The organism is Methanolacinia paynteri (assembly GCF_000784355.1).
GTDB lineage: Archaea > Halobacteriota > Methanomicrobia > Methanomicrobiales > Methanomicrobiaceae > Methanolacinia > Methanolacinia paynteri.
Map to the genome: position 1 here is coordinate 210,806 of NZ_KN360931.1, position 12,823 is coordinate 223,628.

A 12,823-nucleotide genomic window follows, 5' to 3' on the forward strand; every position below is an offset into this window, starting at 1 on the left:
ATGGAAACTGTCAATGTTCTTTATAATTTCACTACTCTTTTGTTGCAATGTCACCCGCAATTAGAAGGATTCCTTTTTTACCAAAAAAGCAGGAAAAAAGTATTCACACAAGTCCGTGATTTTTCCCGAAATGCTTTTTTAATAATTACGAAAATTAATTCTTATGGCTGCTATTGTGTATCTGTCAAAGGAAGACCTGGATTCATTATGGGACATGATAAACTGGCAGAAAGTACGGAAAATCGTATCAAGAACCCAGATAAAAATTGCAAAGGCAGCTAATGAACACAATATAGGGAAAATTAATGAATTCCAGGATAAACTGGTTCATTCATTTCCTGCAAAGCTGCTTGCAGTCAGAATTGTAACGGAAAATGAGGGCGGGGATAACGCGGGAGTTGACGGAATTATCTGGGATAAAGATGAAGAATGCATGCATGCCGCATGCACCCTGGACACTGACAATTATAATGCAAAACCTCTTCTAAGAATAATGATTCCCAAACCCGGAAAGGATGAGATGAGGCCGATATCACTTCCGGTTATGTATGACCGTGCAATACAGGCACTTTTCGCCCTTGCTCTTCAGCCGGTCTCAGAGACATGGGCCGATAAAAGATCTTTCGGATTCAGAAAGTATCGTTCGACAAAGGATGCTTCATCGTATATCAAATCTCTTTTGGACCACAAAAATTCGGCCGAATGGATACTTGAAGGGGATATAAAATCCTGCTTCGATAAAATATCGCACGACTGGCTTTTGGAAAATATACCGATGGATAAAAAAATACTTTCAGAATTTTTGAAGGCTGATTATATCTACCAGGACCAGAGATTCAGGACATCTGAAGGTGTCCCCCAGGGTGGAGTGATCTCCCCCTTTCTGGCAAATATGGCACTTGACGGTATGGAGGATTTTCTGGAGACAAAATTTTCCGGAAGAAAAGTCCATCTTGTCAGATATGCCGATGATTTCATCGTCACTGCCGATACTTCTGATACGGCACTGGAAGTTAAGGACAAATTGGAGGAGTTTTTAAGCATAAGAGGATTGCACCTTTCCGAAACAAAAACCAGAGTTGCCGGTGTCAGTGACGGTTTTGATTTTCTTGGATGGTCTTTCAGAAAAACCGACAACAGAGTTGTAATTACACCTTCTGAAAAATCCGTTCAGGGAATCATGGCCAGACTCTCGGAAGAGATCATGAATTCCAAATCCGGAAATCCCGATCAATTAATCGGGAGATTAAATCCTGTCATTCGCGGTTGGGCGGAATATAATAATCATATCAACTCCAATGCTGCTTTTGAAGAACTGGATCGTTATTTGTTTGATGAATTGATGAAATGGGTTCAGAACGCCAGTACAAAGACAAACCGGGGGGATATAATGGATAAGTCCTTTGAATTTCTCTGTGAGGGTGAATGGATCTTCTGCGGGGGAAATGAAAAACTTTTGAGATTTACGGATACTAAATTTTATTATCATCCTCCGCTGAAACTCGATGCAAATCCGTATCTTGAGAAAGGATACTTTACAGAGAGAAAAAGATCTGATAAGTGTGAGCTGTATATTGATGATTATTATCAATAACCGGCTCCTTTTGTCTTGTAAAACCCAAGTAAGAATTCATAGAAAAAATTATGTTTTCATTTTTCAATTATCTTCATCATGGAGACTGTTCTTGTTACCGGGAGGGGTGTAAAGATTGGAAGGCATAACAAAATGCTATACTTTTCCGAGCGAGATAAGAAAGAAAGATCAATATCTCCAATAGATCTGGATCTTATTATTTTAAGCGGAGAATTTTCAATATCTTCAGGTGCAATAAGACTTTTGTCTTCGCATGATGCCGGAATTGTCGTTCTGGACAATTATGGGAGACCCATCGGTCATTTCTTACCTGCAAGAAAGAGCAAAGTAATCGAAAATTATGAAATGCAACGCTCTCTCCCCTCTAAAAAATCACTCGGGATTGCAAAAGAGATCTGTCGGACTTCCGGAAGAAACAAGATTGCCTTGCTAAGATCGGTTGGCAGGAATAAAGGAATAGATTGCAAAGATATAATGTCATCTATTCAGTGTAAAATTGAATTGATAGATGAAATCACGAGTAAAAATGTTCTCCTTGGAATTGAGGGCATCACAGGAAGATTATATTATGAAGGATTAAAACTCCTGTTGCCGGAGGATGCCGGCTTCAGTCACAGGAACAGGCATCCCCCGTGTGATCCGGTAAATGCACTCCTCTCGTACGGATACGGGATACTATATTCTCATATCAGAAGAGCAGTGGTAACGGCGGGTTTATCACCTTATTATGGTATCCTGCATTCCTCGTATAAAAAACAGGAGGCCCTTGTCTATGATTTGATTGAAGAGTTCCGCCAGCCTGTTGTCGACCGGGTCGTCCTGACTCTCTTTAATAAAAATCAAGTGGGGATGAATGATTTTTCAATTGAATCGGGGAAATGCACAATAAATTCACAGGCGAAACGAATTTTTTCTTCCGAGATAATGAGCCGTTTAAATTCCGGTTACCTGTACAAATCCGTGCATTTAAAATTTAATGATATTATCAGAGAACAGGCAGTTTTAATGCAGAAGGCCATTGCCGGAGAATGTGATTACTTTGCTTTCAGGTACAGGTAGGTTTTTGAAATGGATAATTATCGACTGATCGTCAGTTACGATATAACCGATGACAAGAAGCGAAACGAAATGGTTGAGCATCTCCATTACATGGGATTATTTAGGATACAATATAGTGTCTTTGCAGGATTCGTGCCACGGAAAAGGTATGACTGCCTTGTTTCAGGCTGCATGGAGTGGTGCAGCACAGATGAAGATCGTCTTCTGATAATTCCGGTATGCAAAGCATGTCATGAAAGAATAGTTTCAGTTAACGATCATTTCCCCGAAGAAGAGCAGGATTATCTTGTAATCTGATCTTCATCACGACATTTTCTGCGGTGATCTTTATAAAGGATCTTTGAGAGATCCGATCACCGCAAAAATGAAAAAACAAAGCCTGTTCCTGCCTTCTTTTGGCAGGTTTCGGAGGGTCACCTGCGGTGATCTTTATAAAGGACCTTTGAGAGATCCGATCACCGCAGAATTTGAAAAAACGAAGCATGCAGGAGCCGACAGAAATCTTTTTCTCAGAGAAAGGCATACTGTTGCAATAACACCCGCAATTAGAAGGGTATGGAAACATTTCGTGCTCTATCTCCATTCTCCCCCTTTCGCAAGAGTTGCAATAACACCCGCAATTAGAAGGGTATGGAAACAGATAGAGGATGGCTAGCAGACCATCTTTCCAGAATTGTTGCAATAACACCCGCAATTAGAAGGGTATGGAAACTTGAAGACATTGTTCTGAGGATCTCGTCTATACGCTGTTGCAATAACACCCGCAATTAGAAGGGTATGGAAACTATTGCATCTTTCTTTCCTTTGTCCAGATTCTTATCGTTGCAATAACACCCGCAATTAGAAGGGTATGGAAACCGAATCCGCCACCATCCATTATTTTGGTTCCGTCATGGTTGCAATGTCACCCGTAATTAGAAGGGTATGGAAACAATTATTACAATATTGTATATAGTATAACCTACAGTTGCAATGTCACCCGTAATTAGAAGGGTATGGAAACTTCTCCGGGCGTTGAAGGCATCTATGTCTTCATGTTGCAATGACACCCGTAATTAGAAGGGTATGGAAACTTATTCTCGGTCCCAAATAGTGACCTTGACATTTTCTTGCAATGACACCCGCAATTAGAAGGGTATGGAAACGTAAAACAACTTCAATGCCGAGCTCTTCTAAAACCCTTGCAATGACACCCGCAATTAGAAGGGTATGGAAACAATTCTTGAGGGATGTTCATCCCATTCTTTCTTTACTTGCAATGACACCCGCAATTAGAAGGGTATGGAAACATAGATTATCTTCTTGACGATCTGGTACTTTATTTCAGTTGCAATGTCACCCGCAATTAGAAGGGTACGGAAATCCCGGTCATATAAAGAGCGTTAAGAACCTGGGATTGTTTGTTGCAATATCACCTGTTTTTATAAGTTCACGAGAATTTCAGGAGAGAATTCTGTTTTTGGAATCTTCCATGAGGGTGGGGAACATATCGATTTCGTGAATATATTTTAGTCCTGGGAATTTCAGAATGCCGTAGGCGAAATAATCAAAGAAATGAGAATAAAACAAAAAAAACCTGAACCTTATATAATAATGCTGTCAGTGAGTTCCACTATCATTGTCAGAATGCTAAAGGTGGAGAATCTCCACCAAAAGTAAAAATGCTGTCGACGGGATCCGAACCCGTGACCTCCAGATATCTCAGATATCAAGCGCCCCGAAATGTGCTACAAAACCCTATGAGTCTGGCGCCCTAACCGACTAGGCCACGACAGCATGTGAATTTTTTTCGTCGGTTATTCGCACAACAAAGTGCATAATAAAAAGGACGGATACGCTATTAAACCTTATGATATGACTACCGGAGATAACATCATGCAGTTTTTTCCCTTAAAAAAGCGAATATCAGATACATGAAATTTATGTTCTCGAGAAGGATTCAGAACACCCCGAAATCCTTCATACGCGAGATACTCAAGGTTACGGAAAACCCCGACGTTATCTCCTTCGCCGGCGGTCTTCCAAACCCTTCCTTAATCGACACCGAAGGGATCGGGAAGGCCGCATCGGATATCATAAAAAGCGACGGCAGGTCCGCCCTCCAGTACTCAACCACCGAAGGATACGAACCCCTGAGACAATATATCGCCGACCGCTACGCGAAGAGATACAATCTCGACGTCAGCGCCGACGAGATCCTGATAACAAACGGCTCGCAGCAGTGCCTCGATCTTCTCGGGAAAGTATTCATCAACCAGGGAGACACCGTCCTGATGGAAAAACCCGGATACCTCGGTGCGATCCAGTCCTTCTCTCTCTACGAACCCGAATTCCATTCAGTCTCCCTCCATGACGACGGCCCCGACACCGTAGAGCTCTCGTCCGTATTATCCGAAGAACTTCCGGTCTTCTTCTACGGCATACCCAACTCCCAGAACCCAACCGGCATAACATACTCCGACGAAAAGAGAAAAGAAGTCGCAGAAATCCTCAACGAAGCCGAAGTTCCGTTCATCGAAGACGACGCCTACGGGGAGCTCCGCTTCGACGGAAAAGCCATAAAACCGGTCAAATATTACATGCCCGAAGCAGGCATAATGACAGGCTCCTTCTCCAAGATATTCTCGCCAGGGATGAGGCTCGGCTGGGTCTGTGCAACTCCCGAAGTCCTCGACAAGGTCATAATCGCAAAGCAGGCATCCGACCTCCACTCGAACTATCTCAGCCAGAGAATCCTGTACAAGTATCTCGAAGAGAACAACATCGACAAACATATCGAAAAGATACAATCCGAATATAAGATGCGGGCTGACCTCATGGTCAAAACGATCCGCTCGGAATTCCCCCCCGAGATCACCTGCACTCAGCCCGAAGGCGGAATGTTCGTCTGGCTCCGCTTCCCCGACAACATGTCCTCTATGAAGATATTCGAAAAGGCCTCGGAGAAAAATGTCGTCATACTCCCGGGAATGCCGTTCTACGTCGACGGAAAAGGAGACAAAACGGCGAGGCTCAACTTCACGAATTCGGACGAAGAAGAGATCAAATACGGAATCGGGGTAGTGGCAGAGGTAATAAAAGAGTTGTATTACTGATTCAGAATGCCAGTGATGTAACCGTAAGAACAGCAATAAACAATATAATCAGGGCAATTGTCCTTTTCACAAATTTTTTTGCAACCCTTGCTTCCGATCCCGTTCTTGGCGCAACTCCTATAATCAACGTTCCGATAAGTGCGCCTGCGATAAGCCCGATCACGTTATCCAGTGTAAGAAGAAGTGCTCCGGTGATCGCGTCGGGGATCATGATAATTGAAATTCCTGCGACAACAGTCGGGGGAAGCAAGGCTGCTGCAACCGCAACTCCGGCGATGGACTCGGAAAAACCCTTTGAAACAGCTATCATCGAGGCAAGACCCAGCAGAACCGCCATGAGAATATATATCGGGCTCGTAGTCGTCCTGAGAAGGATCTCCTGTGTTATCTCAAGGGTATAAAGACCTGCCTGCATCGATACCTCCATCAGGTTCAGCGTGTAAGTCGCTACTACCGATACGAATAATATCGTGACAAGGTAGATGAAAAGAGCAAAAACGCTCATTAAAGCATCCTTCGTTCTCCCCGTTGCGCCGTAGATCGCAAAAGAGTGGATCGGCCCGAGAATCGGTGCAAGGAGCATCGCCCCGATAATAATCGCCACATTATTCAGGAAGAGGCCCGTAAGCGCAATAAGTCCGGCGATCGTTGTCAGGAGAAGAATCCAGTAATCGATCGAATTATAATTCTTCGCCGAATTAAGCAGCAGCTCCACGGGAGTTTTTTCGTGCTTTGGGGCAGTCTTCTCCGCCCGTGAAAGAGTGGACGAGATGACAAAATCCGGGGTGGAAACTTCGATGAGGTTCTCTTTATACCTTAAATCAAGAGGCTCCCGGATTTTGTCAATTATATTGTTAACCTCGGAATCGGGTGCGAATATTTTGACCTGGACGAAATCCCCCACGTCCACATCTATATGGTAAAGATCCTCCAGCAATGGTTTAAGATTCTTGTAATCCTCATGCCTGGCATGAAGGAGTATCTTCTTCATAACTATCAGATAACTGTCATGCGATAAAAATAGTTCTTATTGTTCTTTTGCCTGCTGAATGTAGACATTTACAGCCGCAGAGATCGCAGCAGCCTCTTTGCCTCCCCGGAGGGATGCGGCAAGGTTCTGCATACGTGTCTGCTCCTCGCGGAGGTATCTCGAAAGGCTCTTCTGGATATGCTCCTCCTGCAGGAAATGGGTGTGAGTATCCCCGTTGATGAAGTGAGGGTTTCTCATTATCGCATGATGCAGCGGCAGTGTAGTCCTGACCCCGAGAATGACATACTCGTAGATCGCCCTTCTCATCCTGTCTATCGACTCCTGCCTGTCGCTTCCCCACGAGCAGAGCTTGGAGATCATCGAGTCGTACATCGGGGGGATCGCATATCCCATGTGGATACCCGAATCCACCCTGATTCCCGGGCCTCCCGGAGACCTGTAGCGGACGATCTTTCCGGGATCGGCCGTGAAATTATTCAGCGGATCTTCGGCATTGATACGGCATTCGATCGCATGGCCGTTGAGCCTGATGTCCTCCTGGGAATGCTGGAGCTCCTCGCCCGCCGCGACCTTAATCTGCTGTTTCACGATATCCATGCCGGTTATCATCTCGGTTACCGTATGCTCGACCTGGAGACGGGTGTTCATCTCCATGAAATAGTAGTTCCCCTCGCTGTAGAGGAACTCGACGGTTCCTGCATTGTAGTAGCCCGAAGCCTCGGCCACCTTCAGTGCGGACTCCGACATCCTCTCGCGGAGTTCGTCGGTCATTATCGGGCACGGGGCCTCTTCGACCAGTTTCTGGTGGCGTCTCTGTATAGAGCACTCCCTGTCATAGAGATGCACCCTGTTGCCATGCTTGTCGCAGAGGACCTGGAACTCGATATGCCGCGGTTTCACGAGATACTTCTCGATGAAGACCGTCGAATCACCGAAAGCCGATTCGGCGATCCTCATACCCTTCTCGATCGCGTTTTCGAGCTCCTCTTCGTTCTCGACGATCTGCATCCCTATGCCGCCGCCGCCTGCGCTCGCCTTGACGATCACCGGATACCCGATGTCCTTTGCGACTCTCTTTGCCTCGGTGATATCTTTGACGCCGTCATGGGTGTACGGGAGAACCGGAACGCCGGCCTTGTCCATCATGTGCTTGGAGCCGAGTTTAGACCCCATCGCCTCGATGGACTTCCACGAAGGTCCGATGAACGTCAGCCCTTCTTCTTCGCAGTATTTGGCAAATTTTGAATTTTCAGCAAGAAATCCGTACCCCGGGTGGATCGCTTCAGCTCCGGAACTCTTTGCGATCTTTAAGATACGGTCCATATTGAGATAGCTCTCTTTCGGGGGTGCGGCCCCGAGAAGATAAGCCTCGTCCGCATATTTGACGTGGAGTGCGTTTCGGTCGGGTTCGGAGAAGACGGCGACCGTCTCTATTCCAAGCTCCCTGCAGCCACGCATTATCCTGATGGCGATCTCGCCCCTGTTGGCAATTAAGATCTTGTTGAAATAACTCATTCAATCACCAGCAAGACGTCACCGCTTTGCACGGTGTCGCCTGCATCGACAAAGATCTGGGTCACCTTCCCGGCCTTTATCGATTTAATCGGGTTCTCCATCTTCATGGCCTCGAGAACCACAAGAGTGTCTCCCACTTTCACCTCGGCCCCGACACATGTCTCGACCTTGAGCACCATTCCCTGCATGTTGCTCTTGACTCCGCCCTTGATGTTCCTCGGGATCTTCTTCTCGCCGATGGATGCGGATGACGTGACCTCACTTCCCTCAACAGAGAGAATCCTGACAGCGAAGATCTCGCCGTCGACTTCGACCTCCATAAAGCTCGGAATGTTTCCTGAATCCTGCTTCCTGGACTGGGATAAGGTCGGGATCGTCTCGGCCTTTCTCTCTCCTTTGAGGAACGAAGGCGCTATTGCCGGGTAGAGGATGTATGTCAGGATGTCCTCGTCCTTCTTTACAAGGCCCTCCTCACCGGCCTCCTTTGCCATAGTCTCGTATACCGGTTCGAGGAGGTCCGCTGGTCTTCCTTCGAACGCCTTCTCACCGTCGATGATCTTCTCGCGGATCTCTTCAGGGATCGTTCCCGGGGGTTTGCCGTAGAGGCCCCTTACGTAGTCCTTGACCTCCTGCGTGACATTGGAGTATCTCTCCCCGCCCATGAGGACGTTCAGCACAGCCTGTGTTCCTACGATCTGGCTCGTCGGGGTGACGAGCGGCGGATATCCCAGATCCTTTCTGACCTTCGGGATCTCGTTATGAACGGATTCGAGTTTGTCGAGCGCATCCTGCTCCTTGAGCTGCGAGACGAGATTCGAGATCATTCCGCCGGGGAGCTGGTATATCAGGACATCCGAATCGATCCTCTCTGATATCGGGTCGATAAGCGCCCCGTATTTCTCCCTGACTACAAGGCATTTGATCTTTGCATCCCGGAGGCGCATGAGATCGATGCCTGTATCCCTGTCCGTTCCCTTCAGGCTTGCAACCACGCTCTCGGTTGCGGGCTGCGAAGTTCCCATTGCAAACGGCGACATGGCCGTATCAAGGATATCTACTCCCGCCTCTATTGCCGCCTGGTAGCTCATCGGGGCTATTCCGCTTGTCGAATGCGAGTGGAGGTTTACAGGTATGTCGATCCTCTTTTTGATTCCGGCGACGAGATCCGCAGCATCTTTCGGCATTATTAACCCGGCCATATCCTTGATGCAAACCGAATCGCTGCCTTTAGAATAGAGATCTTCGGCAAGATCTATGAATCCGGCGACCGAGTGAACAGGACTTGTCGTGTAGCTTATCGTTCCCTGGAGGTGTGCTCCTATATCCTTTACAACCTCCATGGATTTTTCCATGTTCCTGATGTCGTTTAATGCATCGAAGACCCTGAATATATCGACCCCGTTTCTTCCGGCGGCCTCGATGAATTTTTCGACTACATCATCGGGGTAATGCTTGTATCCTACCAGGTTCTGGCCGCGGAGAAGCATCTGGACCTTTGTGTTTTTCATCTCGGCCTTGATATCGCGGAGCCTCTGCCAGGGATCGTCGTTCAGGTACCGTATGCAACTGTCAAAAGTGGCGCCTCCCCAGGCCTCTACCGAAAAAAAACCTATTTTATCTAATTGTCTTGCAACAGGGATCAGATCCTCGGTCCTAAGGCGTGTAGCGATTAAGGATTGATGTGCATCCCTGAGGGTAGTATCTGTTATTTTTACAGTATTGGCAACGCTCATAAATTTCCTCCAAGGAGCCAGGATTGATTAACTATTATTCAGTCTCTAATAATTTTCTCACCGAACTATAAATATCTCACTAAAGGGAGGAAAACAATAAATACTATCATTATTGAGAAAAATAAAGCCAGCCAGTCGTTTTTTTCAGTTACGAATTCGGGGCGGTGCGTCCCGCCGCGTATATACCCTCTTCCTGCGAGGATTTTTCCATGCTCCTCCGCCCGTTTCAGCGTGATTATCAGTATATTCCCGAGAACAGGGATGTAGTCGCGAATCCTGATCTTCTTTCCCTTGAAATCCATGGCGATGCGGGCCATCCTGTAATCCTCAGGTATCCTTCTTATCTCTGTCATGGCGATCTCCGCAGTCAGGCCGAGCTCGAAACCGGTTTTTTTTCCGAAAAGCCACACGAGCGTATCGAGAATTTCACCGGGCCTGATCGCCGAGTAGGCCCAGACCGCGATGACGATCAGCGCAGACATCCTGGTGAAGTATGATATTCCGCCGGACGTCTCACCTATCGAAAGGACCGCGATGACCGAGATCATAACGAACAGTCCGAGGAAGGCGGGAAGCGAAGGGATTTTGAATTTCCTGTCCGAGAATACGATGACCCAGAGTACGGATGCAAGCGCGGCTTCCATTCCTGCAAAGGCGGCGCATGAGAGCATTATCATCGAGGCCATTCTTATTCGCGGATCTTTCATACCTGATTTCTCCTGTCCGTCACTCTGTCTTCGAGAGGATTCCTTCCGACATGTTCCAGAGGTGGTCGTATTCGGGGAGGATCTTTGATTCGTGCGTGAATATGATCCTGACGCCGCTACTTATCTCATCAAGCATATCCCTGAAATTTCTCTTCCATATGCAGTCGAGCGAACTGAAGGGTTCGTCGAGGATCATGAGATCGTATTCTTTTTGGATCATACATGCAAGATGGAGTCTCTTCAGCTCCCCGCGGGAGAGTGTCATCGGATCCCTGTTCTCTTCGTAGCGGAGGCCGGCGGTGTTCATCACTGGTTCGAGATCAAGGTCCCATGATTCGATCTCGCCTCCGATGGTCATGTGGGTGAGATGGTATTCGGGAAACTGCATCGAAAATATCCTTGATCCGATCCCTTCGGTCGTGATTGTTCCTTTATCGGGTTTCTCAATACCTGCAAGAATCGCGGCGAGTGTCGATTTTCCGCTTCCGATCCTTCCTGTGACGATATGGAGCCCTTCGGAGAACCCGGCGTCAGCTCCGAGAGTGAACTCGTCCCTGGAGAATTCGATATTATTGCATGAGATATCCATTTGTCACCCCGTCCCGGCAGGAAGATGGTCGGGATAAAAACAGGTCCCTTTGAGTTCTTCAAACACCGATGCGGGTGTTCCAGATGCGGCGACTCTTCCGTCTTCCATGTACACCGCATAGCCGGCGATCTCCCCGGCTCTCTCCATGTTCTGGGTGCAGAATACGACGTGCGTGATATCGAGACCGGTTATTATGTCGAATATCTCATCGGCCGTAACGGGGTCGAGGTGCGAATCGGGTTCGTCGAGGATCAGGAGATCCGGGTCGGCCACGATTGCTGTGGCGAGTTCGACGAGCACTTTCTCTCCGCCTGAAAGTTTCTTTACGTTTTTATCATACAAACGGGCTATCCCGAGTTTTTCGATAACCTCGTTTACGGTCTCTTCAATCTCTTCACAACCGGTATGCCTGAATTTGAGCGGGGATGCGATCTCGTCCGCAACCCTTTCGAACAGGATGTTCTTATCGGGAAATTCGGAGAGGTATCCGCTCTCGGTCTTCCGGGGAGCAGATCCGTCGATGAGAATCGATCCTTTCTCAGGCAGCTCCATTCCGGAAAGGAGTTTTAAGAAGGTGCTCTTCCCGGAGCCGTTCGGTCCGAAAACCGCACAGACACCTTCCGGTATTTTCAGCGCCGGAATTTCGAGATCCCTGAAAGAGACTTCATCAAATTCTATCATTGATCCTCTCTGCGATAAGGAATGCAACCGCTGATTTTACGCAGTCGCCCGGGATGAAGGGAGCCATTCCGAGTAGGAATGACTCTGTAAGACCCATCGGTGTGGAGATGAAGAGCCATAATGCGCCTGCAAACAAGATGACGAAAGATGCGGCGAAGAAGCATCCCGCCCGGATGAATCTGTTCGGGCATCCATAGAGATATCCGACGATGAGAGCGGCGAATATGAATCCCACCATGTATCCGCCTGTCGGTCCCAGGAGAACTCCCGGTCCCGCTGTGAACTGGTGGAATACCGGGAGGCCGAGAGTCCCGAGGATAATATAGAGGAGCACGGGAATGACGGCTTTCTTTCTCATCACCGCGCCGCAGAGAATAACGAAGAGTGTCTGAAGTGTCAAAGGCACGGGGATCATCGGTATTGTAATGTAGCCCCCTACTGCAAACAATGCGATAAATATCCCCGTATAGGTTATGGTTTTTGTTCGTTCCTCGTCGCCGTACATGTTTGTCAACCTTTGATTAAAATTTGGTTGACAAGAAAGTTTGTTCTTTTTGGATTTATGGATGTTGGAATTTTTGCGGTTGCTGTGAATTCAAATTGTCGGAGCCGGAGGGATGCTTGTTCACCCCGACGGCGACCTATCGCCACGAGGGGGAGGGTTGAAGGGAGGGAGAAATCATCCCCCTCCCTGTATTCCAAAACTTTGAGAGGGCCTAAGCCCCTTCGGCTCCTTGTCGATTACGACTCCCTCGATAATCTCCGAGTCCTCGATTGTGCCGCCGACCTTCTTCTCGACCTTTACGAAGTCGGTGTCGACGGTTCCGTCCTCATCGGCGATCATCGTGATTGCCTTGAC

The 12,823-nt window shown here is 47.5% G+C and carries 12 protein-coding genes, 1 tRNA gene and 2 CRISPR repeat arrays (1 of these 15 only partly in view); of the genes, 4 read left to right on the forward strand and 9 right to left on the reverse strand.

All coding sequences use genetic code 11. The features are described 5' to 3' along the window. A CRISPR array of direct repeats spans positions 1-8; the repeat unit is 37 nt (it extends 706 nt beyond the left edge of the window). A gap of 155 nt (positions 9-163) precedes the next feature. From ltrA to cas2, 3 genes are all read left to right on the forward strand, one after another. Further along, complete coding sequence (gene ltrA, locus METPAY_RS08035) at positions 164-1,594, forward strand: group II intron reverse transcriptase/maturase (RefSeq protein ID WP_048151098.1); 1,431 nt, start codon at positions 164-166, stop codon at positions 1,592-1,594. A 78-nt stretch (positions 1,595-1,672) separates the two neighbouring features. Next, a complete protein-coding gene (gene cas1, locus METPAY_RS08040; RefSeq protein WP_048151099.1) occupies positions 1,673-2,653 on the forward strand; it encodes a CRISPR-associated endonuclease Cas1 in 981 nt (326 codons plus the stop codon). A gap of 9 nt (positions 2,654-2,662) precedes the next feature. Continuing rightward, on the forward strand, positions 2,663-2,950 hold the full coding sequence (cas2, locus tag METPAY_RS08045) for a CRISPR-associated endonuclease Cas2 (RefSeq protein ID WP_052418732.1): 288 nt from the start codon (positions 2,663-2,665) through the stop codon (positions 2,948-2,950). A 229-nt stretch (positions 2,951-3,179) separates the two neighbouring features. After that, positions 3,180-4,016: a CRISPR direct-repeat array (repeat unit 37 nt; unit sequence GTTGCAATAACACCCGCAATTAGAAGGGTATGGAAAC). Between the two features lie 299 nt (positions 4,017-4,315). On the opposite strand, the gene METPAY_RS08050 is transcribed toward cas2, so the two are convergent. After that, positions 4,316-4,429 (reverse strand) — tRNA-Met (locus METPAY_RS08050). Positions 4,430-4,566: 137 nt separating this feature from the next. Between METPAY_RS08050 and METPAY_RS08055 the strand changes: the two genes are divergently transcribed. Next, on the forward strand, positions 4,567-5,748 hold the full coding sequence (locus METPAY_RS08055; protein ID WP_048151101.1) for an aminotransferase-like domain-containing protein: 1,182 nt from the start codon (positions 4,567-4,569) through the stop codon (positions 5,746-5,748). A gap of 1 nt (position 5,749) precedes the next feature. Here METPAY_RS08055 and METPAY_RS08060 read toward each other — a convergent pair whose 3' ends face one another. The 8 genes from METPAY_RS08060 to METPAY_RS08095 all read right to left on the reverse strand — a co-directional run. Next, positions 5,750-6,739, reverse strand: coding sequence for a TIGR00341 family protein (locus METPAY_RS08060; RefSeq protein ID WP_048151104.1), 990 nt, complete (start codon positions 6,737-6,739; stop codon positions 5,750-5,752). A 36-nt stretch (positions 6,740-6,775) separates the two neighbouring features. After that, entirely contained in the window at positions 6,776-8,254 is a 1,479-nt protein-coding gene (locus METPAY_RS08065; RefSeq protein WP_048151107.1) for an acetyl-CoA carboxylase biotin carboxylase subunit, read from the reverse strand. Continuing rightward, positions 8,251-9,987: a pyruvate/oxaloacetate carboxyltransferase gene (locus tag METPAY_RS08070; protein ID WP_048151109.1), complete on the reverse strand. Its 1,737-nt coding sequence runs from the start codon at positions 9,985-9,987 to the stop codon at positions 8,251-8,253. The genes METPAY_RS08065 and METPAY_RS08070 overlap by 4 nt, the downstream gene beginning before the upstream one ends. A 65-nt stretch (positions 9,988-10,052) precedes the next feature. Next, positions 10,053-10,694, reverse strand: a complete 642-nt coding sequence (locus METPAY_RS08075; protein ID WP_048151111.1) for an energy-coupling factor transporter transmembrane component T — start codon at positions 10,692-10,694, stop codon at positions 10,053-10,055. A 19-nt stretch (positions 10,695-10,713) separates the two neighbouring features. Further along, complete coding sequence (locus METPAY_RS08080; protein ID WP_048151113.1) at positions 10,714-11,283, reverse strand: ATP-binding cassette domain-containing protein; 570 nt, start codon at positions 11,281-11,283, stop codon at positions 10,714-10,716. Positions 11,284-11,286: 3 nt separating this feature from the next. Then, positions 11,287-11,964 (reverse strand): energy-coupling factor ABC transporter ATP-binding protein, encoded by a 678-nt coding sequence (locus METPAY_RS08085; RefSeq protein WP_048151115.1) that lies wholly within the window; start codon positions 11,962-11,964, stop codon positions 11,287-11,289. Beyond that, positions 11,951-12,469: a biotin transporter BioY gene (locus METPAY_RS08090; protein WP_048151116.1), complete on the reverse strand. Its 519-nt coding sequence runs from the start codon at positions 12,467-12,469 to the stop codon at positions 11,951-11,953. Before METPAY_RS08090 ends, METPAY_RS08085 begins: the two co-directional genes overlap by 14 nt. A gap of 174 nt (positions 12,470-12,643) precedes the next feature. Continuing rightward, positions 12,644-12,823, reverse strand: a 180-nt coding sequence (locus METPAY_RS08095) for a hypothetical protein (RefSeq protein WP_048151119.1), incomplete at its 5' end; no start/stop codon positions are given.